Annotated in this window: 19 protein-coding genes and 2 tRNA genes; 3 read left to right on the top strand and 18 right to left on the bottom strand. The window is 56.1% G+C overall.

The genetic code is table 11. The features are described from left to right. Positions 1-357 precede the first annotated feature (357 nt). The 7 genes from ACYVIA_RS09755 to ACYVIA_RS09725 form a co-directional block, all read right to left on the bottom strand. Positions 358-2,583: a polysaccharide biosynthesis tyrosine autokinase gene (locus ACYVIA_RS09755; RefSeq protein ID WP_460840251.1), complete on the bottom strand. Its 2,226-nt coding sequence runs from the start codon at positions 2,581-2,583 to the stop codon at positions 358-360. Between the two features lie 746 nt (positions 2,584-3,329). Next, a tRNA-Arg gene (locus tag ACYVIA_RS09750) sits at positions 3,330-3,406 on the bottom strand. Positions 3,407-3,912: 506 nt separating this feature from the next. Further along, a tRNA-Pro gene (locus ACYVIA_RS09745) sits at positions 3,913-3,989 on the bottom strand. Between the two features lie 124 nt (positions 3,990-4,113). Then, positions 4,114-5,451 carry a phosphoglucosamine mutase gene (gene glmM / locus ACYVIA_RS09740; RefSeq protein ID WP_460840249.1) on the bottom strand — a complete coding sequence of 446 codons (1,338 nt, stop codon included), beginning with the start codon at positions 5,449-5,451 and terminating at the stop codon, positions 4,114-4,116. Between the two features lie 9 nt (positions 5,452-5,460). Continuing rightward, entirely contained in the window at positions 5,461-6,303 is an 843-nt protein-coding gene (folP, locus tag ACYVIA_RS09735) for a dihydropteroate synthase (RefSeq protein WP_460840248.1), read from the bottom strand. Positions 6,304-6,373: 70 nt separating this feature from the next. Beyond that, positions 6,374-8,260: an ATP-dependent zinc metalloprotease FtsH gene (ftsH, locus tag ACYVIA_RS09730; protein WP_460840246.1), complete on the bottom strand. Its 1,887-nt coding sequence runs from the start codon at positions 8,258-8,260 to the stop codon at positions 6,374-6,376. A gap of 136 nt (positions 8,261-8,396) precedes the next feature. Continuing rightward, entirely contained in the window at positions 8,397-9,041 is a 645-nt protein-coding gene (locus ACYVIA_RS09725; protein WP_460840244.1) for an RlmE family RNA methyltransferase, read from the bottom strand. 35 nt (positions 9,042-9,076) lie between these two features. On the opposite strand from ACYVIA_RS09725, the gene ACYVIA_RS09720 reads away from it, so the two are divergent. Further along, entirely contained in the window at positions 9,077-9,547 is a 471-nt protein-coding gene (locus ACYVIA_RS09720) for a YhbY family RNA-binding protein (RefSeq protein WP_460840242.1), read from the top strand. Between the two features lie 87 nt (positions 9,548-9,634). On the opposite strand, the gene ACYVIA_RS09715 is transcribed toward ACYVIA_RS09720, so the two are convergent. The 6 genes from ACYVIA_RS09715 to ACYVIA_RS09690 form a co-directional block, all read right to left on the bottom strand. After that, complete coding sequence (locus ACYVIA_RS09715) at positions 9,635-10,069, bottom strand: DUF4149 domain-containing protein (RefSeq protein ID WP_460840240.1); 435 nt, start codon at positions 10,067-10,069, stop codon at positions 9,635-9,637. A gap of 12 nt (positions 10,070-10,081) precedes the next feature. After that, the gene (gene greA / locus ACYVIA_RS09710; RefSeq protein ID WP_460840239.1) at positions 10,082-10,558 is read right to left on the bottom strand and encodes a transcription elongation factor GreA; all 477 of its coding nucleotides are present in this window, start codon (positions 10,556-10,558) and stop codon (positions 10,082-10,084) included. Positions 10,559-10,658: 100 nt separating this feature from the next. Next, the gene (gene carB, locus ACYVIA_RS09705) at positions 10,659-13,889 is read right to left on the bottom strand and encodes a carbamoyl-phosphate synthase large subunit (protein ID WP_460840237.1); all 3,231 of its coding nucleotides are present in this window, start codon (positions 13,887-13,889) and stop codon (positions 10,659-10,661) included. Further along, complete coding sequence (gene carA, locus ACYVIA_RS09700) at positions 13,882-15,036, bottom strand: glutamine-hydrolyzing carbamoyl-phosphate synthase small subunit (RefSeq protein WP_460840236.1); 1,155 nt, start codon at positions 15,034-15,036, stop codon at positions 13,882-13,884. The genes carB and carA overlap by 8 nt, the downstream gene beginning before the upstream one ends. Before the next feature lie 260 nt (positions 15,037-15,296). Then, entirely contained in the window at positions 15,297-15,704 is a 408-nt protein-coding gene (locus tag ACYVIA_RS09695; protein ID WP_460840234.1) for a GlcG/HbpS family heme-binding protein, read from the bottom strand. A 96-nt stretch (positions 15,705-15,800) separates the two neighbouring features. Then, positions 15,801-16,949, bottom strand: coding sequence for a response regulator (locus tag ACYVIA_RS09690; RefSeq protein WP_460840233.1), 1,149 nt, complete (start codon positions 16,947-16,949; stop codon positions 15,801-15,803). Between the two features lie 127 nt (positions 16,950-17,076). On the opposite strand from ACYVIA_RS09690, the gene ACYVIA_RS09685 reads away from it, so the two are divergent. Continuing rightward, the gene (locus tag ACYVIA_RS09685; protein WP_460840534.1) at positions 17,077-17,604 is read left to right on the top strand and encodes a C40 family peptidase; all 528 of its coding nucleotides are present in this window, start codon (positions 17,077-17,079) and stop codon (positions 17,602-17,604) included. Positions 17,605-17,640: 36 nt separating this feature from the next. On the opposite strand, the gene ACYVIA_RS09680 is transcribed toward ACYVIA_RS09685, so the two are convergent. Beyond that, the gene (locus ACYVIA_RS09680; protein WP_460840231.1) at positions 17,641-18,558 is read right to left on the bottom strand and encodes a patatin-like phospholipase family protein; all 918 of its coding nucleotides are present in this window, start codon (positions 18,556-18,558) and stop codon (positions 17,641-17,643) included. A 204-nt stretch (positions 18,559-18,762) separates the two neighbouring features. Here ACYVIA_RS09680 and ACYVIA_RS09675 point away from each other — a divergent pair, with 204 nt between their 5' ends. Then, positions 18,763-19,803 carry a Fe(3+) ABC transporter substrate-binding protein gene (locus ACYVIA_RS09675; RefSeq protein ID WP_460840228.1) on the top strand — a complete coding sequence of 347 codons (1,041 nt, stop codon included), beginning with the start codon at positions 18,763-18,765 and terminating at the stop codon, positions 19,801-19,803. A gap of 131 nt (positions 19,804-19,934) precedes the next feature. Here the strand turns inward: ACYVIA_RS09675 and phoR are convergent, their stop codons facing one another. The 4 genes from phoR to pstB are packed head-to-tail and all read right to left on the bottom strand — an operon-like array spanning position 19,935 to position 23,448. After that, a complete protein-coding gene (phoR, locus tag ACYVIA_RS09670; RefSeq protein WP_460840226.1) occupies positions 19,935-21,233 on the bottom strand; it encodes a phosphate regulon sensor histidine kinase PhoR in 1,299 nt (432 codons plus the stop codon). 12 nt (positions 21,234-21,245) lie between these two features. Beyond that, positions 21,246-21,935, bottom strand: a complete 690-nt coding sequence (locus ACYVIA_RS09665; RefSeq protein ID WP_460840225.1) for a response regulator — start codon at positions 21,933-21,935, stop codon at positions 21,246-21,248. Between the two features lie 2 nt (positions 21,936-21,937). Continuing rightward, positions 21,938-22,630, bottom strand: coding sequence for a phosphate signaling complex protein PhoU (phoU, locus tag ACYVIA_RS09660; protein ID WP_460840223.1), 693 nt, complete (start codon positions 22,628-22,630; stop codon positions 21,938-21,940). Between the two features lie 44 nt (positions 22,631-22,674). Then, positions 22,675-23,448, bottom strand: coding sequence for a phosphate ABC transporter ATP-binding protein PstB (gene pstB, locus ACYVIA_RS09655; RefSeq protein ID WP_460840221.1), 774 nt, complete (start codon positions 23,446-23,448; stop codon positions 22,675-22,677).

Below are 23,448 nucleotides of genomic sequence, written 5' to 3'. Positions count from 1 at the left end.
GCACAATCCATTCTCTTGATGCACCACAAATGTATGCAGCCGTTGATTGCACGATTAATTGAATCCACGCGGAAAAACTCTGTACGTCATTCCGCGCGCCTTGCTCTCGTAGAAGCTGCACGTGTGAGTAGTTGATATGCACTTCAATGCGATCACAGGATTCGATCGAAGCAAATCAAGTCTCAGCTGCTCACCAACATGCTGCGGACATCGAGCAAAACCAGGAACGTGAAAATTTTTTCATGCGGAGGAAACCAGGTCCACAAATGAAACGGGCGCCATGTCATAGACATGGCGCCCGCCTAACGACAGATATCAAGAAGAGTTAAGCTACAAGTCTCATTCTCATCCCCTCCGCTACGCCCTACCTGCTGCCTCAGCATAGCGGCCGTAAGCGCCACCGTATTCGTAGCGCGTAGCGCGCTGCTTGGCATCGTTGAAGACGACCCCGGTGACCGTATGGCCGGCCTGATTGAGCCGCTTCACCGCCTCTTCAATCTCCCCGGCGGTGCTTATACCTCCACGCACGACATTGAAGATTGCGCCTGCGTGCGAAGCAACCGCCAAGGCATCTGAGACTGCAAGGACGGGGGCAGTGTCGATCAAAATATAGTCGTAGCGGGTCGACAAAAGCTCGAGCAGCTTTCCAAAGTTTTCATGGGCAAGGAGCTCTGCCGGCTTGCGCGGCAGCTCGCCGGTCGAAAGAAAATCGACATTCTCCGCGACGCCTTTCTGGATTGCCTGACCGAACATGACTTTTCCTGTAATGACATCCGCCAGCCCCGCCCTTCGGTCAAGACCGAAATAGCGATGCAAATGTCCCGAGCGCAGGTCGCCATCGATCAGCAGAACCTTTTTCCCGATCGAGGCAAGCACCGCCGCGAAATTTGCGGAGACAAAGGATTTGCCGACGCCAGGCGTGGGGCCGGCGATCATGACGATATTGTTCTTCGCCTCCAGCATTGCAAACTGCAACGAAGTGCGGAAACGCCGCAAGCTCTCGACAGTTCCATCCGACGGCACGTCGAGCGGAAGCATGGACGCAGCCTTCTTGTCGCTCTGCGGCCGCGCGTCCAGCAGCGCCTGGCTCGGGCTATGCGGAATCGTCGCCGTGACAGGCAGGCCGAGCAACTGTTCCACCTCATGCGGAGCATCGATTCGGCCGTAGACCATCTTTCTTGCGAACGCAACGATCACACCGAGCACGAGTCCCACCAGGCTCGACAGCACGACAAGGATCGTCCGCTTGGGCTTGACGGGTTTAATCGGCGTAACCGCCTTATCCAGCAAGCGAACCGTACCAATATTGCTTTCCGTCGCCAGACGCAGCTGCTGCGCTGCGCTGAGCAAGGCGGTATACAGCTCTGTGTTGATCTTCACATCACGACTGAGGCGAAGTACGTTCTGCTCAACGTCAGGGAGCTTCTTGATCTTGCTGTCGACACTACTCAACTCACGTCGCAGCTCGCGCATTTGCTGATCGATTGCTTGAACCGACGGATGCTCCGGTTGAAAGCGCGTCAGCAATTCTTCCCGTTTCTGCTTCAGTTCCAGCATACGTGTCTGCGTACCTAGTGACTGCTGCAATACCGACTTCGCTTCTTCGCCAAGATCGACAGTGCCGCGTGTGTTGCGGAGCTGGTTGTACTTCGACTCTGCCTTTTCGAGTTCCTGTTTGAGTTCTGGCAGCTGGGTATTGAGGAAGGCGAGCGTTTTTTCAGCCTCCTCCGTCTTGGTATCGACGTTCTGGCGGATGTACTCCCGGCCGATTTCATTCAGCACTGCGGTCGTATGCTTCGCATTCGGTCCTTCCAACGAAACGTCGATAATTCCCGATTGCTTTCCGCGCTCGGAAATGTTCAATGCCTCCTGGAGTCTTTCAATCGTTTCAAGCCTCGGCGAACGCGTCAACGCAAAGTGCGCACCGGGGTTTGCATGAAGTTGGTCAACGAGCAGTTCGATTTCACCGTCTCCGATCGGTGTTTTTAGCACTTCACCGACGCGGCCGCGGATTTCAATTTCCTGCTCTTCGTGCTTCAGGCTATACGCACCGCCTTCTTCCGCAACAAGCACAAACGGCTGCCCTTCCAGCGCTTCAGGCACATTGAAAACAGAAACCTTTGCCTGCTCCGTTCCCCATGCATAACCGCCGTACCCGAGTATTCCCGGATCAGAGAGCCCCTTGTTCCGGCGCGCCATCCATGCGCCGAAGCCGGGAAAGTACTTCGGCTCAACTTGAATATAGAATCGGCCGCTGTCAACCGCACGGGACACGACTGCGCGTGAACGCAGGACTTCCATTTCCGACGCAACGGCCGTCTTGATGTCTTGCGTCGCGTCCGGGGCCGACAGGTCACCCGGCATGTTCCTTGGCCGGGCACTTCCATCTTCGACCTTGATCAGGATATTGGCCCGGTAGATTGGTGTGGCCACCAGCGCATAAGCGAAACCCAGCAAGGTGACGACGAAGGCGACGCTCAGGATCAGCCATCGGTTGTCCGAGAAAAAGCCGAGATACTTCGTCAGATCGATCGCTTTCTCGTCTTCAATATTTTGCTGAACTTGCAGGATTGGTTGATTCATCTGTCTATTGAATGGAAAAGTGGTGGAGTCAAACCGGCACATCGCATTCCTCCAGCTCGTGTCGACTCTTGAAGGCCGACTTCATGTGGCGGGAGGAAGGCATGTATAGCTATTGCCTTCGACAGGACTGGCGCAGCTGTCGGCAACTGGAATTCTTCAATCAACCGATTCGCGCTCAGCGGCAACGCCCTACTAATGTACTTGCGCGCCAATTAGAAAATAAGTATGGAATTTCGATTGTTCCGTTGCTTGCTATGCATTTCATATCCAGTTTTTCGATTCATTGTCGGTTTAGCGCAAACAAGTTGTTTATTGGCTCTCCGGAGCAATTTGCAATTTATGCCCGTCTGCGTTTAGTGCCGAGCCAGTAGAAGAAATAGATACGGTGCCGCAATGACGCTCAAGTGCAAGCGTAGGTCAATGGCGTTTTCCGTTATTGACTTTTGACAATCGATGGATGAGCGGCTAGGGGAACGATCAAGCCCAGATATATAAAAGCAGACACATAGAAGCTGATTCCGATAAACCTGATTCTTCTTTAGATGAGCGCAAATGGAATCGTCAGAGGAGACGCTGCGCTGGCTGATGGAATGCAATGCGGGTCGCTTGGCATTTTCATCAACCGCTGTAGGTTTCGTCGTCCCTTGACGCGATCATCTGTCGAAACAAGGGACACAGGAGTTCCGAACGAAACTCGCTTGCGAGCCATGGCGGGCGATGATTCCGAGAACTAATGACGTGGAATGTGGCCTGCCCAGCAGGAGTCGAACCTGCGACCTACGGCTTAGAAGGCCGTTGCTCTATCCAGCTGAGCTATGGGCAGTGAGTGAATCAATGAGAAGAGGCGGAATGGATCGAACTACGCCATCCGATGTTGCTTACCTTGGGCTTGCCGGGTTAAGCGCGGCTTGCGGATATTACATCTAATAACGCGCTGTTTCAATGTCTGTTGCTGAGCCTAGTTAACAACAGCATCAGGATTTGAAAACCACAGCAATGCGACCTCACCACCAAGAAGGAATCCGTCGGCAAAGCCGAACGGTCGAACACTCAGCGGCTGTTCGCAAACATCCTGCGCTGCCCGATGAGAACCGATGTACCGGGCATAGATGCTTGTCGTACGTTGCCTACAACAAGTGCTCTTCTTTGTTCAAGTCGGGGGCGTTCACTACAACTCTCAAGCAGCCTCTCGAGCCAGCGAAATTTTCATCGCGGACGAGATGCGTCATGGAAGCAGGAAGTGCAATCAGCCATTGTTCAGTTCATTACAATGGCGACGTGAAAAAGAAAAAGGGCTGCATCTCTGCAACCCTTTGCTCTGTAAAGTCCTGGTCGGGGCGAGACGATTCGAACGTCCGACCACCTGATCCCAAATCAGGTGCGCTACCAGGCTGCGCTACGCCCCGAGAAGCGAGCATCATACCGGGACGGGACGCACTGGTCAAATTATTACAGCTAGCCCCGGTAAAATTCCGCATTTCAGTCACAACGGAGCGGGGGAATGCCGTCTTCGCACCGTAGCCGGAATGATTACGCTGCCACCTTGTCCGCGATCCTGCGCGCCATTTTCGCAGCGATCTCTGCATTCCGCGCCTCTACCATGACACGCACCAGAGGTTCGGTACCTGAAGCTCGAATCAGCACGCGGCCACTGTCACCAAGTTCAGCTTCGACGACTTCCTTTTCGGCGACGACCGCCATATTCTTTTGCCAGTCAAAGCCCGGAGACACCTTCACGTTCACCAGGGTCTGAGGAAACAGTGCGAGCTCCGCCGTCGCCTCCGCCAGGCTCTTGCCATTGCGCTTCAAGGCTGACAAGACCTGGAGCGCCGAAACGATGCCATCCCCCGTCGTATGCTTGTCGAGGACCAGCAGATGCCCCGAGCCCTCGCCGCCAATCAGCCAGCTGCGCTCCTGCAATACTTCCAGGACATACCGATCACCGACTTTCGCTCGCAAGAAGCCGATACCCATCTGTTTGAACGCGACTTCCAGGGCCATGTTGGTCATTAGGGTACCGACGACACCCTGAATAGGCGAATTCGCCATGCGATCCTTGACGATGACATAGAGAAGCTCATCGCCGTTATAGATGCGGCCACTGGCGTCAACCATGATCAGTCGGTCCGCATCGCCGTCAAGTGCAATGCCAAGGTCGGCGTTATGTTCCCTCACGGCCTCGGAAAGTGCCTTGGGCGCAGTCGCACCGACACCGTCATTGATATTCAATCCATTCGGCTGATTGCCGATAGCAATGACATCCGCACCAAGTTCATGGAAAACGTCAGGTGCGATGTGGTACGCCGCCCCATGTGCGCAGTCAACCACTACCTTCAAGCCGCGCAGATCGAGCTCGGTGGGGAACGTGCTTTTGCAAAACTCGATGTAACGGCCCTGCGCGTCGTTCAAGCGCTTTGCCTTGCCAAGCCTTTCGGAGGGGACGCATTCGATCGGCGCGTCCAACGCCGCTTCAATTGCAGCCTCAACCGCGTCAGGCAGCTTATTGCCCGAGGCGGAGAAAAACTTAATGCCGTTATCTTCATAGGGATTGTGCGAGGCCGATATCACCACGCCTGCGGAAAGTCGAAGTGCCCGCGTCAGGTAAGCAACTGCTGGCGTGGGGACCGGGCCAGCCAGCATGACATCGACGCCTGCTGCTGCAAATCCGGCCTCAAGCGCCGCTTCCAGCATATATCCTGAGATACGCGTGTCCTTGCCAATCAGGACTGTCGGCTTGGTACTACTCGTTTCCGCTTGGGCAAGCACCTTCCCCGCTGCATAGCCTAACTTCATCACAAGATCAGGCGTAATCGGCAGTGTTCCCACCCGTCCCCGAACGCCGTCAGTACCAAAATATTTTCGCGTCATTTTTTGCCCTTAATTACTGTTTTCGACTGCATGCCACACTTTTAGCGCATCAACTGTTTCCGCAACATCATGCACCCGGACAATCATTGCCCCGCGCGCGACTGCAGCCAACGCTGCGCCAACACTTCCCGCCATTCGCTGCTCAACCAGTTTGCCAGTCAACGTGCCGATCATCGATTTGCGCGACAAGCCTGCGAGCACTGGCAGTCCGATTTCCCCTGCAATCCTGTCCAAGTCTTTCAGCAAAGTGAGATTATGTTCCAGTGTTTTCCCAAAACCAAAACCGGGATCAATGCATAGGCGGGAACGGTCGATCCCCCGCTTTTGCACCTCACGTACCCGCTCAAGCAGAAACCGGGTCACTTCCGCAGTCACATCCTGGTATTCAGGCGTCTGCTGCATGGTCATGGGGTCTCGCTGCATGTGCATGATACATAACGCGCACTCACTCCCATTGAGTGCACTCAACGCCCCATCGGCCCTGAAACCGTTGATGTCGTTAATCATGTCGGCACCAGCGGCGATTACCTCGCGCATCACTTCAGGCTTGTATGTATCGATTGACAGAGGCTTTCCGCAATCACGCAATGCGTACAGCACTGGCATGACGCGCCGCAATTCCTCTTCCAACGGGACGGGTTGCACTCCGGGACGTGTGGACTCACCACCTATGTCGATAATGTCGACGCCTTCTGCAATCATTTGCTCGGCATGCGACAACGCAATATCAAGTGATTGAAACTTTCCGCCATCGGAAAACGAGTTCGGAGTGACGTTCAGAATTCCCATTACTAATGGCCGGGAATTCAGCGGCAAACGATAACGGCCGCACTGGAAGTACTGAGCATTCATATAAACATGCAAACAAAAAGGGCGAGGATTTCTCCTCACCCTTCATCAACAACTACCTTCCCGCAATTGCTCAAGCAGGTGCGGTTGCGTTCGGCGAAACACCACCGGACGTGCTGTCTGATGCTGACCGCTTGGCCGGAAGGCCTGCCTTGGGTGGACGCGGCTCGCGACCCTCCATGATATCGTTGATTTGTTCTGCATCGAGGGTTTCCCACTCGAGCAGCGCTTTCGCCATGATTTCGACCTTGTCACGGTTTTGCTCAAGCAACTGGCGCGACAGTGCGTACTGCGCATCAAGGATCAGACGGATTTCATTATCGACCTTCTGCTGGGTAGCCTCGGACACAGTCTTGGCGGTCATGCGGCCAAAATACGCATCCTGTTCACTGTCTTCATAGACCATTGTCCCCATTGTTTCGGACATCCCGTAGCGGGTGACCATCGCACGGGCAAGCTTCGTTGCACGTTCGAAGTCATTCGATGCTCCAGTCGACATCTGGTGCATGAAGAGTTCTTCTGCAATGCGACCGCCGAACAGAATCGCGATTTCTTCCAGCATCTTGTCCTTGTACATGTTCACGCGATCATGCTCAGGCAACTGCCAAGTCAGTCCCAATGCATAACCACGCGGCATGATCGTGACTTTATGTACCGGATCCGCCTTGGGCAGGAGCTTGGCAACCACGGCATGACCAGATTCATGATAAGCGGTATTTCGACGCTCTTCTTCGCGCATCACTGCGGACTTGCGTTCCGGCCCCATCACGATCTTGTCTTTTGCATCTTCGAAATCCTGCATTTCGACCAGACGCTTGTTACGGCGGGCAGCAAACAAAGCCGCTTCGTTCACGAGGTTCGCTAGGTCCGCGCCCGAAAATCCCGGAGTGCCGCGTGCCAGAATATCGGCTTTCACGTCCGGTGCAATCGGCACCTTGCGCATGTGCACATAGAGAATTTGCTCACGACCGCGAATGTCCGGCAGACCAACCATCACTTGGCGATCAAAACGTCCTGGACGCAACAACGCTTTGTCCAGAACGTCAGCGCGGTTTGTGGCAGCGATGACAATCACGCCCGAATTGGCTTCGAAGCCATCCATCTCCACGAGCAGCTGGTTCAGTGTCTGTTCACGCTCGTCATTGCCACCACCCATTCCAGCGCCACGGTGACGACCCACTGCATCGATCTCATCGATGAAGATAATGCATGGGGAGTGCTTCTTGGCGTTTTCGAACATGTCACGTACGCGGGAAGCACCTACACCGACAAACATTTCAACGAAGTCGGAACCGGAGATGGTGAAAAAAGGCACTTTTGCTTCGCCTGCAATTGCACGTGCAAGCAGTGTCTTACCGGTGCCCGGTGGGCCAACCATCAAAACACCACGAGGGATACGGCCGCCCAGTTTCTGGAATTTTGTCGGATCACGCAGGAAATCGACGAGCTCCTGCACTTCTTCTTTCGCTTCATCACAGCCAGCAACGTCAGCAAAGGTCACCGTGTTGCTCGCTTCATCGAGCATGCGCGCCTTGGAACGGCCAAAGGAGAATGCTCCACCTTTACCGCCGCCCTGCATCTGACGCATGAAGAAAATCCAGACGCCGATCAGCAACAGCATCGGGAACCAGGAAATAAATACTTGCGAGAGGAACGACTGCTCTTCAGGCTGCTTGACGTCAAACTTGACGCCGTTATTGACGAGATCCCCGATCAACCCGCGATCGAGATAGGTAACAGCTGTCTTGATTCGCTTTCCATCTTGCGTTGTAGCAACAATAGTGCGGTCCTCAATGGTCGCCTCGCGAATCTGCTTCGCCTTGACTTCATCTAGGAAGTCCGAATAAGGAATCGGCGTCGCGCCACCGGCCAGTGTGCGACCGTCGAATTGCTTGAAGACGGTAAACAGCACCAACGCGATAACCACCCAGATGGCGGCTTTGGAAAACATATTGTTCACTAGAACTCCTTAGACGCGGGCGCGCCCATTTACACAGCTTGCAAAAATGATTCTACTCGCAATACTCGGCGCTTGCTAGGCCGCATTTGCCGCCAAACGGCCGGAAATCAAGGGTTACCAAGCATCTAATGTGTAATTAAGAAGGGTTTTTGAGCACTTTGCCGAGCAAGAAGACTTCCGAAGATTTGTCCCTGCTGGCCTTCGGCTTCTTTTGAGTGACAACCTTGAACTCCTGCCTGAATTTTTCGACGAGCTGTGTGTAGCCGCTTCCATTGAAACATTTGACGAGCAATGCGCCGGAAGGTTTCATGTGAGCTTGCGCAAACTCTATCGCCAGATCAATGATATGCTCCACCCGCGCCGCGTCTGTCACCGCGACGCCGGACAGATTCGGCGCCATATCGGATAGAACAAGATCAACCTTGCGACCATTGAGAACTGCCGCCAACTTCTCGAGCACGTCCTGTTCTCGAAAGTCTCCCTGAATGAATTCAACGTCCGCGATCGGTTCCATCGGCAACATGTCAAGACCGATGACCGTACCGTGGATGCCGCCGCCAGCCTGTCCAGCCAGCTTGTTGCGGACATATTGAGACCAGCTGCCCGGAGCACATCCCAGGTCGACAATGACCTGTCCCGGCCTGATGAGCTTCTCGGCTTCATCGATCTCCTTCAGCTTGTAAGCAGCGCGCGCCCTGTACCCCTCCTTCTGCGCCATCTTCACATAAGGATCATTGATGTGGTCATGCAACCAGTTTTTGTTGAATTTGTTCTTTGCCATTCGCGTAGAATACCGCTTTTAAGGAATTACTAAACATGTTGAAACTGACTCCCGCAGAACGTAGTGCGCTTCGTGCCGACGCTCATGCGCTCAATCCCGTAGTCATCGTCGGCGAGGCTGGCCTGACACCAAGCGTCATGAAGGAAATCGACGCCAGCCTGAACGCGCACGGCCTGATCAAAATCCGCGTCTTTGGCGATGACCGGGAAGCACGCATTGCAATGTACGAATCGATCTGCTCGGAACTCGGCGCAGCGCCCGTTCAGCACATCGGCAAGCTGCTCGTCATCTATCGCCACAGGAAAGAGACTGCAAAGGAACGCAGCGACAAGCGCGGCAAGGGGCTTCGCGAAGTAACCATCGTCAAACCCAGCCCAAGCGGCACCAAGCGCCCCACGGTCAAGAAAGTCATATTGAAAGGGAACGAGCGGGTAACCGCTGGTGGCAACATCAAACGCGCAAAACCGCGTCAGACAAGCCCCAAGAAGTCCACCTTGGGACGCTAACTTCCGCTTCGGCCTTGGCAGACCGGGCAATAAGACAATCACGGGAGGGTACTCCGGCCAGCCACCCAAGCCACCGGCGCTTCTGCATCAGCGCCATTTCCAGATCAAGATTGCGCCGAGCATGCTCTGAATCAGGTAGAAGGCGCTGGAAATTCCATGCACGACCCCGAATTGCGTACGCAGTGCCGGGTTCATTACTCCGCCTTGCTCGGCAGACGCACGCAGGTCCGCCATAAACGGCTGCAATCCGAAATATCCTAGCAAGGTGCATGCAACCATTCCTAGCACCAGCCAATTCACACTTTTTGTTGCGGCCTCAGTCGATGCACTCCTGCTCGTAACAAGCAAGACAGCCGCACAGAAAAGAGACAGCCATGCTTCGATGCGAAACATGCTACCTGCGATACTTCCCGCAAGTGCCCTGTCGTCCAATGTGGAGAACAAGGTAGGCGCAACGAGGTAGCCGATTGTCCAAAGGCTACCTACCCACAACGTCGCGATGAGCAAGCGTGCGCGCGCCATGTTTCTGGCTGATCAGATATAACGAACTTCGAGTACTTCGTATTCGCGAATGCCGGACGGGGCGTTCACTTCCACGACATCACCGGCATATTTGCCGATCAAGGCACGTGCGATCGGCGAGGTGATGGAAACCTTCTTTTCCTTGAGATCGGCCTCGTCCTCACCCACGATCTGATAGGTCACCTTCTGTCCGGATTCCAGATCCTCAAGGTCAACGGTAGACGCGAACACGATGCGGCCTTCCGCATCAAGGGTAGTCGGGTCGATGATCTGTGCAGCACTTAACTTGCCTTCGAGTTCCGCGATTCGGCCCTCGATAAAGCTCTGCCGTTCCTTGGCCGCATCGTACTCCGCGTTTTCGGACAAGTCGCCCTGTGCACGCGCCTCGGCGATCGCATTGATCACCGCCGGACGATCTTTGGACTTAAGACGCTGCAACTCCGCTTTCAGGAGTTCTGCGCCATGCTTGGTAATAGGAACTGTGCTCATAGTTTTCTGTAGACGAAATGAAAACCACAGAGGTCACAAATAACCCCGGGATTACCCGGGATCGTCTGTGACCTCTGTGGCTGGAGTTTTACTGTACGGCTTAGTGTAAAGACTTATGCAAGCCTTGTAAATCGTAGACATGCAGCTCGTCAAGATGACGCATGCCTTCGACGGCCGCTTCTGCCCCGGCGATGGTAGTGAAGGTTGTTGCCCGCGCCAACAATGCCGAAGTACGGATCGTGCGCGAATCAAGGATGGCGTTCCGCTTTTCCTCGACCGTGTTGATGACCAAAACAATCTCGTTGTTCTTGATCATATCCACGACATGCGGACGACCCTCCACGACCTTGTTGACCGCAGTAACCGGGATGCCCGCTGCACTGATCGCAGCTGCCGTCCCCTTGGTCGCAACCAAGGTAAATCCGAGCTCAACCAGATCTTTCGCTACCTGAACAGCGCGCGGTTTGTCGCTGTTCTTGACGCTAAGGAAGACCTTGCCGGACTTTGGCAACTTTACGCCGGCTCCGAGCTGCGACTTGACGAAAGCTTCGCCGAAGGTCTTGCCAACACCCATGACCTCGCCAGTCGACTTCATCTCCGGCCCGAGGATAGTGTCCACACCAGGGAACTTGTTGAACGGGAATACGGCTTCCTTCACGCTGTAGTACGGCGGAACGACTTCGTTCTTGATTCCTTGACCGTCGAGAGACTGCCCCACCATGCAGCGAGCTGCAATCTTTGCCAGCTGCAGTCCAGTTGCCTTCGACACGTACGGAACCGTACGTGAAGCACGAGGATTTACTTCCAGCACGTAGACGATGTCCTGCAGCTTGCCATCCACTTCCTGCTGCTGAATCGCAAACTGCACGTTCATCAGGCCAACCACGTTCAGCCCCTTGGCCATCAATGCGGTCTGGCGCTTGAGTTCATCGATCGTTTCCTTAGACAGCGAATACGGCGGCAGGGAGCAGGCGGAATCGCCGGAATGAACGCCCGCCTGTTCGATATGCTCCATCACGCCACCGATAAAGGTACGCTGGCCGTCGGACAGGCAGTCGACGTCGACTTCGATCGCGTCGTTGAGGAATCGGTCGAGCAGCACTGGCGAATCGTTGGACACTTTGACCGCTTCGCGCATGTAGCGCTCGAGGTCACGCTGTTCGTGCACGATTTCCATCGCGCGGCCGCCGAGAACATACGACGGGCGAACCACGAGCGGATAGCCGATTTCCTGCGCCAATCGTAGCGCCTCTTCTTCTGTACGCGCCGTACGGTTCGGCGGCTGACGAAGGCCGAGGTCCTGGAGCAGCTTCTGGAAGCGCTCGCGGTCTTCCGCAGCGTCGATCATGTCCGGCGAAGTGCCGACAATCGGCACACCGTTCGCCTCCAGGTCGAGCGCGAGTTTCAGCGGGGTCTGGCCGCCGTACTGCACAATCACGCCGTACGGCTTTTCCTTGTCGACGATTTCCAGCACGTCTTCCAGCGTCAGCGGCTCAAAGTACAGGCGGTCGGACGTGTCGTAGTCGGTCGATACCGTTTCCGGGTTGCAGTTGACCATGATCGTTTCGTAGCCATCTTCGCGCATTGCCAACGCGGCGTGCACGCAGCAGTAGTCGAATTCGATGCCCTGGCCAATACGGTTCGGACCGCCACCGAGGACCATGATCTTTTTCTTGTTGGTTGGTTGCGATTCGCACTCTTCGTCATAGGTCGAGTACATGTACGCCGTCTTCGTCGCAAATTCCGCGGCACAGGTATCCACGCGCTTGTAGACCGGGCGCACGCCAAGTTCACGACGCAGATCACGGATCGCCTTGTCGGTGGTCTTCAGCAGCTTGGCCAGGCGACGATCAGCGAAACCTTTCTGCTTCAGCTTGAACAGGGTTGACTTGTCCAGCGCATTGATCGACTGCTTCTCGAGCCACAGTTCGATGTCGACGATCTCTTTGATCTGGACGAGGAACCACGGGTCGATGTGCGTCAGCTGATGAACTTCTTCCAGCGAAAAGCCTTGTGCGAACGCGTCGCCCACATACCAGATACGTTCCGGCCCCGGCTCGCCCAGTTGCTCTTCGATCGTCTCGCGATCGGTCGTCTTTTCGTTCATGCCGTCGACGCCGACTTCGAGACCGCGCAACGCCTTCTGGAAGGATTCCTGGAAGGTGCGGCCGATCGCCATTACCTCGCCGACCGACTTCATCTGCGTTGTCAGGTGGCTGTCGGCAGTCGGGAATTTCTCGAACGCAAAACGCGGAACTTTGGTCACGACATAGTCGATGCTCGGCTCGAACGATGCCGGCGTTGCGCCACCGGTGATCTCGTTGCGCAGCTCATCCAGCGTGAAGCCGACTGCCAGCTTGGCAGCAACCTTCGCAATCGGAAAACCGGTTGCCTTCGATGCCAGCGCGGACGAACGCGACACGCGCGGGTTCATCTCGATGACGATCATTCGACCGTCCGCCGGATTGACGGCGAACTGGACGTTCGAACCGCCAGTATCGACGCCGATTTCGCGCAGCACCGCCAGCGATGCGTTCCGCATGATCTGGTATTCCTTGTCCGTCAGGGTCTGTGCCGGAGCAACAGTGATCGAGTCGCCGGTATGCACGCCCATCGGGTCGAGGTTTTCGATCGAGCAGACGATAATGCAGTTGTCCTTTTTGTCGCGGACAACTTCCATCTCGTACTCTTTCCAGCCGATCAGGGATTCCTCGATCAGCAGTTCGGAGGTCGGCGAGGCTTCCAGGCCGCGCTTGCAGATGGTTTCGAATTCTTCAGGGTTGTAGGCGATGCCGCCGCCGGTTCCGCCCATGGTGAAGGACGGGCGGATGATGACCGGGAAGCCGATTTCCTTCTGCACAGCCCACGACTCTTCCATCGTGTGTGCCACGCCGGAACGTGCGGAACCGAGACCAATCTTGGTCATCGCCTCCTTGAACTTCTGGCGGTCTTCCGCCTTGTCGATCGCCTCAGGCGTTGCACCGATCAGTTCGCAGCCGTACTTGGTCAGGACGCCGTTACGATGCAGATCGAGCGCGCAGTTCAACGCGGTCTGGCCGCCCATGGTCGGCAGGATCGCATCGGGACGTTCCTTGTCGATGATGCGCTCCACCACTTGCCAGGTGATCGGCTCGATGTAGGTCACATCGGCCATCTCCGGGTCGGTCATGATGGTCGCCGGATTGCTGTTGACGAGGATGACCTTGTAGCCTTCCTGACGCAACGCCTTGCATGCCTGCGCACCGGAATAGTCGAATTCGCAGGCCTGGCCGATGATGATCGGGCCGGCGCCAATGATCAGAATGCTTTTGATGTCTGTGCGCTTAGGCATTTTTGTGTTTCTCCATCATCGCCACGAAGCGATCAAACAGGGGGGCGATGTCATTCGGGCCGGGCGATGCTTCCGGATGCCCCTGGAAGCAGAACGCCGGCTTGTCGGTGCGCGCAAAACCTTGCAGCGAACCATCGAACAGCGAGACGTGGGTAACCCGGCAGTTGGACGGCAGTGTTGCCGCATCGACGGCGAAGCCGTGGTTCTGCGAGGTGATCATTACCTGCTTGGTGTCGAGGTCTTGCACCGGATGGTTTGCGCCATGGTGGCCGAACTTCATCTTCAGCGTCTTTGCGCCGGATGCCAGCGCCATGATCTGGTGGCCGAGGCAGATGCCGAAGGTGGGAATACCGCGCTCGATCAATTCCTTGGACGCGGCAATCGCGTAGTCGCAGGGCTCCGGGTCGCCGGGCCCATTGGACAGGAAAATGCCGTCCGGGTTCAGGGCAAGGGCTTCCGCAGCAGACGCCTGAGCGGGAAGAACGGTCACTTTGCAGCCACGCTCGGCCAGCATGCGCAGGATGTTGTATTTGACGCCGTAGTCGAAGGCAACGACGTGGAATTTCGGCTTTTCCTGCTTGCCATAGCCGCTACCCAGCTTCCATTCGGATTCGGTCCAGACGTAAGATTTGGTGGTCGACACCACCTTTGCCAGGTCCATGCCTGCAAGCCCGGGGAAGGAGCGTGCGAGCGCCAGCGCCTCCTCAGCATTTGCGGACTCGCCTGCAACGATTGCACCGTTCTGCGCGCCTTTTTCACGCAGGATGCGGGTCAGCTTGCGTGTATCGATGCCGGCGATGCCGACGACGTTCTCGCCCTTCAGGTAATCGGAGAGGTTCTGCTTGGAGCGGAAGTTCGATACCAGCAGCGGCAGATCCTTGATGATCAGGCCGGCGGCGTGAATTTTGCTCGCCTCAACGTCTTCTTCATTGACGCCAACGTTGCCAATGTGCGGATAAGTGAGCGTAACGATTTGGCGGCTGTAGCTGGGGTCGGTCAGGATTTCCTGGTAGCCGGTCATGGACGTGTTGAACACGACCTCGCCGATCGTATGACCGGGGGCACCGATGGAAAAACCCTGGAAAATCGACCCGTCTGCAAGCGCTAGGATGGCCGGAACTGATTGGCCAGAAAAAAATGGCAGCAAGGGTAACTCCTGAGATGGTTACCGCCGCTGCGCCGCACCAGAACGACCGCCGACCAAACGGCTTTGCGCTGGGTGTCGTGGGTCTTTTTGGGACGAAATGGAAGGGGTATGCGCTACGGCGGGCTGAATTAGTTAAACCTCGAGATTATAGCCGAGATTATCTATACCCTGCAAACTTGTAAGCTTTCGGTAAGTCGCTCAACTGGCTCATGACGAGCCGTCGCCGACAATGCCTTAACCGTGCCGCAGCTGGCATTACTCTAAGCGCCCAATGCGGCAATCCCCACCCTTGCAATTTGGGCATCCTCGGTCGATTTAACGCCAGAAACACCGACGGCACCAATGCATTCGCCATTGACCATGATTGGCACACCGCCCTCGAGCATCCCCTCAAGGACCGGTGCAGACATGAAGGAAAAACGACCGTTGTTGATCATGTCTTCGTAAGCCTTGCTTTCGCGTCGCCCGAGTGCCGCAGTCTTCGCCTTCGCGGGAGCAATGCTTGCGGAAATCGGCGCCACGCCATCCATCCGCTGCAACCATAACAACTGCCCGCCGTCATCGACGATGGAAATCGTGACTTCCCAGCTGTTCGCCCGTGCTTCGGCCTCGGCTGCGGCGGCAATTTTCTTGACGTCGTCGAGTGAAAGAATCTGTTTGGACCGCATAGTGCCTCCGTAATGAGAAGGCAAAAATTCTACGCTCGCGCCTCTACAACCGACATGAAATATATTCAGGCGAGCATTCAGCAAATCGAAGTGAGATTAGTGCTTACTGCGCTGCAATGCGAGTTCGACCAATGCACGCACCCCACCGGGCAGCTGCTGCAGATGAGGCACCACTTGGTCCTGGCGCCCTTCCTTGATCCAGCGCACCATGGTGATTACATCGGGAACATCGCCGGGCAATACCGAATTTCCGCCAGTTTTCAGAACTGATGGCGAGACAGACTTTCGGTCGGGGTGGAAGGCATCCTCCTCTTCCCGGCCAATAACTCCGGTAATGCCGTTGTTTAGTCCAAGGATGGCACGCCGATGAGCGTCTTCCCGCATGGCTGCGACACCTGCAGCCCCAGTGGCGCCATCGTTACAGAGCGAAACCATGCCGCAACTCGCGATAAATGACATTCGACTGTCCTTCACCAGGTTTGCTGCGGCAATTGCGAGGCAAATGCGCTGGGCAAAAGAATGTGCGGCGTCGAAATTGATGCTTCCAGTGACAAGCGTAAACTCGGCATCGCCGGTCTTGGCCACGTGGTCGGTCTGCCGGATGGTTCGGCGCAATAGCTGGCCGATTGCATCGATCACACTTGCTGGCGGAACCGCTGCCCTTCCCTCAAGTTCGATATGCTTCAGACCGACGCAGACATTCAAAAGAACAAAATTTTTCTTATTCTGGATGGCACCCGCCAGCAGGGTTTGTGCCTGCGCGTAAAGGACCTCAGGTGAAGGCAACTGTGTTGTAGCCCCGCCTGAAACACTACTCACGAGCGCTTCAAGGCTGCGCTCAAACTCGTGTTGGGTAGCAACGAGTTTTGCCAGGATGTCGAGCCTGGATAACAATTGCGCTGTGTCCATGCCCTTTGTGATCAGGTCCGTGGCTCCGGCTGCCTTTGCTCGTTCCCGCTCTTCAAATTCATCGCTCCCAGAGACCACGACGACCGGTATGTCTCGAATGCGGCTGATCCTTGAGCCGCGAATTCGTTGCAACAGGCCATAACCATCAAGTCTGGGCATGGTGAGATCGGTAATGACCACGCGGATGCTCGGGTCGAGCAACAACGTTTCCCAAGCCTGCTCCCCGTCCAAGGCCTCCCGGAAATCGAACATCCCTTCAATATGCTTGATCAGCGTCGCTCGGACGATGCGGGAATCGTCTGCAATTAATACGCGCGGCTTGACGGGAATATCCATCAACATCTGTGTGGTCATGCCTGAAGGAGAAAGACTTGTTTGTGCAAGCATACCGTCAGGCAATATTTTTTGACAGCACTTGGCGATTCTCTTACATTTCAAGTGTGTCTTCTTCGCCATTTTAAAAATGACAACACAACGACGGCGTCTCCTGCAGCATATCTGTGCCTGCGTCTGCGCATGGGCGCTTGCTGTTTCCGGCAACGCTCTCGCCAGTGAGCAGCCGAAAGTTGAGTCGGACAAGCCTTTCGACACAGTCGAGGGACTGAGCACGCGTGCATCCGAATTGGTCATCCGCGCAATGGGGCTGATCGGAGTTCAATACAAGTACGGGGGCACGGAACCGGAAACAGGACTCGATTGCAGTGGGCTGGTGCGGTATGTATTCAAGGATGTATCCGGAACGGATCTCCCGCGCACCTCAGAAGAGATCAGTCGCGTCGGCGAACATGTCGATACGCGTAACCTGCAACCTGGAGACCTGGTGTTTTACAACACCCTTCGGCGCGCCTTTTCCCATGTGGGCGTCTACCTGGGCGATAACAAGTTCCTCCACGCACCTTCGAGAGGCGGCAAGGTACGCATCGAAAGCATGGACGTTGGCTACTGGAAGAAGCGCTTTAACGGCGCACGGCGCATCAATCAGCCCGAGTGAGCAGAGTGCCGATCAGATTGTCGGTGCGAAGTCCCGTTACTGCTCGCGCTTTGCACTCAGTTTGCGCCGGATCTCTCCCATCAAGGCAGCGGTAGCCTGTTCGCCAGCAAGAATTGCAGTGTTCCGGCCCGGGAAATCATTGCCCTTCATGCCCCCCAATTGCGGCTGAATGACGATATCCGCATCTTTCAGCTCATGCTGGTTGATGGTTTGCCCCATGATGGCGAACGTTTGCAACAAGACATCAACCGAACTGGCTGCCGCTTGCGCTTCGGGTTGGGACGAAATATTGACGGCTATAACAAAGTCGGCGCCCATTTCGCGCGCGAATCGAACCGGTACCGGTGCCACAAGGCCGCCGTCGACATAGTAGTGCTCCCCGATCTTCACAGGCTGAAAAACACTTGGCACTGCTGATGAAGCGCGCACCGCGATTCCGGTATTCCCCCTTTGAAAGAGAATAGGCGCTCCAGACTTGAGGTCTGTTGCTACGGCGCCGAATCGAATCTTCAGTTTCTCCAGCGGAACGTTATGGATCGTGCGGTTCACATAGTTCTGGAGCGCTTCGCCCTTCAACACCCCAGTGGACTTTGCGAACAAGGGCACAGACCAGTCGGAAATCGCCGCCTCGTCCATCTCCAGCGCCAGCTTATGCAGGGCAAAGCCGTTATTCCCCGCGGCATACAGGGCACCGACAAGGCTGCCCGCGCTCGTGCCCACCACCACATCCGGCACGATTCCTTGGGCCTCGAGTGCCTTGATCACGCCAATATGCGCAAAACCACGCGCTGCGCCGCCACCTAATGCCAAGCCGATCTTCACCGGCCGTGGTGGCTGCTTTGGCTGCTGCACGATCGCCGGCGTGACCGGCTGACTGACTGGCGGAGGCGCAGTCTGGCACCCGGTGGCGAGCAACAAAGCGGAAAGCAGGGCAAGGAAGGACTGAAGCATCATGACAAGGCAAAACAGGAGAAAGGACGTGAACCCTAATCCGGAAAATTATTGCCGCAAGGCTCTTTTCCGGTGGAAACAAGATTGTAGCTGAATGCCGAAGTGCAACCTTCCATCGATTCCCCATATCAATGCGAATGATTCCCATTTAAATAAAAACTGGCTATACTGTTTGTTATTGAAAATTATTCTCATCAAGGAACTTCAATGAAACCTGTCTTCACCAAGATTGCCTTCGCCGCGTTGACCTTCGTGGCTGCCACGTCCGCAAATTCACAAAATCAGGAGTTGAACCTGTACTCCGCTCGCCACTATCAGACCGACGAGCAGCTGTATACCAACTTCACCAAGCAAACCGGCATCAAGATCAATCGCATTGAAGCAGACGACAACGCAATCCTTGAGCGTCTGAAGAATGAAGGCAAGAACAGTCCGGCTGACGTCATCCTGCTTGTCGATGCGGCCCGCCTCTGGCGCGCGCAGATCGAAGGCATGTTCCAGCCCGTCAAGTCTAAAGTGCTTGACTCACGCATTCCCGCAAACCTGCGTGGCAAGGACGACGGAGAAGGCGCGGAATGGTACGGCTTTTCCACGCGCGGCCGCATCATCGTCTACAACAAGGCGACGGTGAAACCCGAAGACGTTTCGACTTACGAATCTCTGGCTGACCCAAAGAACAAGGGCAAGGTGTGCACGCGCTCCGGCTCCCATCCCTACATGTTGTCCATGATCGGCTCCATGATCGAACGTAATGGCGAAGCAGCGACCGAGAAGTGGGCTCAGGGGGTTGTCGCCAACTTTGCCCGTCCGCCGCGCGGCGGCGACACGGACCAGATCAAAGGCGTAGCCTCTGGCGAGTGCGGTGTCGCAGTGGCCAATACGTATTACTACGTGCGTCTCTTGCGTTCCACAAAGCCGGAAGACAAGGAAATGATGAACAAGGTCGGCTTCGTCTGGCCGAACCAGCAAACCTCCGGTACTCACCTGAACATCTCGGGCGGAGGCGTCGCAAAGAACGCGCCTCATCCGGAAGCTGCGAAGAAATTCCTGGAATATCTCGCCAGCGATGACGCCCAGGCCTATCTCGCAAACGGCAATAACGAGTGGCCGGTGGTTGCTTCCGCGGTCGCCAAGAATCCGGCGCTGGAGTCGCTTGGCAAGTTCAAGGCAGAGAACATCTCGATTGCGACGATCGGCAAGAATCAGATTGCTGCACAGCGCATCCTGGATCGCGTCGGCTACAAGTAATTGCCCTGCCCCGAACGCCGGACATCGCCATCTGCGGCAATGTCCGGCGTTTTGCATTCAGGCAGGAGTATCCGTCTGGCGGCGCCCCACACACCTGCGATCCCGGTCTTGGAGCATGGCTGTCCTCGAGGTCAGTTTTGGTCGTTCACTGCACTTTTCTGAAACTTGACGGTGAACGTGCTTCCCTTGTCCGGTTCCGACTGGATCAGCAGTGATGCACCATGCCGCAACAGGACGTGCTTCACGATCGCCAGCCCTAATCCTGTACCTTGCGTTTCCCGCGAGCGGCTCTTGTCGACGCGATAAAACCGTTCGGTCAGGCGTGAAAGGTGCTCCGGGCGAATGCCGATCCCATTGTCCTGCACCGCGAACTCGGGACCGTCTTCCTTCATGCACCAGGACAGGCGAATGCTTCCATGTTCGGGTGTATAGCGCACTGCATTGGAAGCGAGATTGCCAAATGCGCTGCGCAATTCCTCCGTGCCACCCTTGATGTCCGGGCCATCAAACTCGAGCGTAATCGAATGCCGGCCGGACGACAGTGCCTGCGCCTCCTGCAGGATCTGCTCAAGCAGCACCCGCATATTGACCTTTTCCGGGCGCAGCGGATAGTCGATCGATTCCAGCCGCGTCAAGGTCAGCATGTCCTCGACCAGATTCTGCATGCGCTGGCCCTGCTCTATCATCAGCTTCAGGTGCGACATGCGCGTCTGGAGATCGAGGTTAGGCTGGTTATAGGCGATTTCCAGAAAACCGTTAATCACCGTCAGCGGCGTTCGGAGCTCATGCGATGCGTTGGCAATGAAGTCGCGCCGCATCATCTCGATACGCTCGGATTCGGTCACATCGTGCGTGACGAGGATCTGGCGCCGGTTTTCGAACGGGATGATCTGGACGATCAGCTTCCGCTCGCGCACGGTCAAGGTAAGCGGCTGCTCATACCTGCCGAGGATAATGTAGTCGATGAACTCCGGCGACCTGACCAGATTGGTGACACGCATTCCCTTGTCGCGATCGAGCTGCAAGTGCAGGTGTTTTTCCGCTGCCGGATTGCACCATTCGAGGAAAAGAACGTCGTCCATGATGACAACGCCGTCTGGCAGCAGTTTCATCGCCTGGCGGAAGCGCGCCAGCCACTCCGTCAGCTCCGTCTGGTTCTTCTCATCGTCACGCCGAAGCTTGTACAAGCGTGAAAAGATGCCGGTCCATGCCCCCCATCCGTCAGGCAACCGCGCACTGGTCGGGTGATCGAGCCACGCCGACAACTGGTACAGGTAATGCAATTGCACGCCAAGCGCCAGGCACGCACCAGCCAGCGCCCCGGACAGGCCGATCAAAGGCCCGAAAAAATACCAGAGGACGCCGCCGGCAAGCAGGAGGATTGACAGGCGCAGGACGGCCGGGATCCAGAAGAGCAAGTGGGGATTCATGAGGAGGCGTGATTATTTTTCGGACAGCATATAGCCTACACTACGCACCGTCTTGATCAGCGACTCCGCATCCTTCAACGCCTTGCGCAGTCGCAGCACATGCACGTCGACGGTTCGCTCTTCAATCACAACATGGTCGCCCCACACTTTGTCCAACAGCTGGCTGCGTGAAAACACGCGGTCGGGATGCGCAAGTAAAAACTTCAGCAGTTTGAATTCCGCATGGCCGATGTCGATCTTCTGATCGTGCAGCATCACCGAGCAACTGGCCGGATCCAGTTTCACCGGGCCGGCGCTCATCATGCTTTCCGCATGCTCGGGGCTCTTGCGCCGCAATAGCGCCTTGATGCGCGAGGTGAGCTCGCGCGGTGAAAAAGGCTTGGTAATGTAGTCGTCCGCCCCCGTATCCAGGCCTGCAATCTTGTCCTCTTCCATGCTCTTTGCGGTCAGCATGATCACGGGAAGCGCTTGCAGTTGCCGGTCGCTGCGGATGCGCGACAGCAGGCGCAATCCCGTCTGGTCGGGAAGCATCCAGTCCAGCAGGACAAGATGCGGAGTGCGGCGTTGCATGAACTCCCACGCTTCGGATGCGCTGCTCACCGCGTAGGTATTCCAGCCGGCTTCCTTGAGCGTGAACGTTACCAGCTCCACGATCGAAGGTTCGTCTTCGACAATCAGGATAGTGGTTTTGTCGACTGCCATGTTCAGAGTGCGCTGCCCGGTTTGCTGTGGCGAATATCCTTGCCCTCAACGATGTAGATGACGTACTCGGCGATATTCTTTGCATGATCGCCGATGCGCTCGATCGCTTTCGCCACCCAGAGCGTGTCCAGCGCCACCGATATCGTACGCGGATCTTCCATCATGAAGGTGATCATGGTGCGCAGGATGGAACGAAACTCGTGGTCGATCGCCTCATCGTCACCAATGATCTTCACCGCCTGCTTGTCATCAAGGCGGGCAAACGCATCCAGCGCGTCATGCAGGAAGTTGGCGGTGTTGGCGGCAATGACTCGGATCGATTCATAGTGGTTCAGCGTACCGATTGTCCCGCGCTCATGCATGCTCTTCGCCGTACGTGCAATCTTGGCCGCCTCGTCGCCGATGCGCTCTAGGTCGGTAATCACTTTCAGTGTTGCCATCACAGTGCGCAAGTCGTTCGCCGCCGGCTGGCGCTTGACGATCAGGTGGCTGCAGGTGTCGTCGAGCGTGACTTCAAGGCGGTTCACGTTTTCATCCGCCCTCATCACTTGCTCCGCCTGCTCGATGTTCCCGGTGCGGAAGCAGGCAATGGCGTCGTTGAACTGGCTCTCGACCAATCCGCCCATCTGTAGCACTTTCGAGCGGATGGCTTCAAGGTCCATGTCGTACTGTTTGGAAGAATGGTCGCCTGGCATCTGGTTCTCCTGATTGATTTTGTCTTGTCGGTGGGAGGCTGGACTCAGCCAAAACGGCCGGTAATGTAGTCCTGGGTTTCCTTCTTCGCCGGCTTCATGAAGATCTGGTCGGTCTCGCCGAACTCGACCAGCTCGCCGAGATACATGTACGCCGTGTAGTCCGAGCACCGCGCAGCCTGCTGCATGTTGTGCGTGACGATGGTGATCGTGTAATCCTCTTTCAGTTCGGCGATCAGCTCTTCAATCTTCGCTGTCGAAATAGGATCCAGCGCCGATGTCGGTTCGTCAAGCAGGAGCACGTCGGGTTTGACCGCAACGCCGCGCGCGATGCACAGACGCTGCTGCTGGCCGCCGGACAGGCTGAGGCCGCTCTTGTTGAGCTTGTCCTTGACCTCGGTCCAGAGGGCGGCTTTCTTCAGCGCCCATTCGACGCGCTCGTCCATGGCGCCCTTCGACAGGTTCTCGTATAGGCGCACGCCGAAGGCGATGTTGTCGTAGACGGACATGGGAAACGGCGTCGGCTTTTGGAACACCATGCCAACCTTTGCACGCAGCATGTTCACGTCCTGGCCGTGCTCGAGGATATTGCGGCCGTTGTACATGATCTTGCCTTCGGCGCGCTGGCCGGGGTAAAGATCGTACATACGGTTAAGAGTCCGCAGCAGCGTGGACTTTCCGCAACCGGACGGACCGATGAAGGCAGTGACCTTCTTCTCGTAGATGTTCAGGTTGATATTTTTCAGCCCCTGGAAATTACCGTAAAAGAAGTTCAGGTCTGAGATTTCGAGCGTGGCTTTTGCAGGCATCGGATTATTCAT

The sequence above is a fragment of the Noviherbaspirillum agri genome, assembly GCF_054780595.1.
The sequence above is the reverse complement of the archived record's forward strand: the minus strand, read 5'-3'. Positions and strand labels throughout refer to the sequence as shown.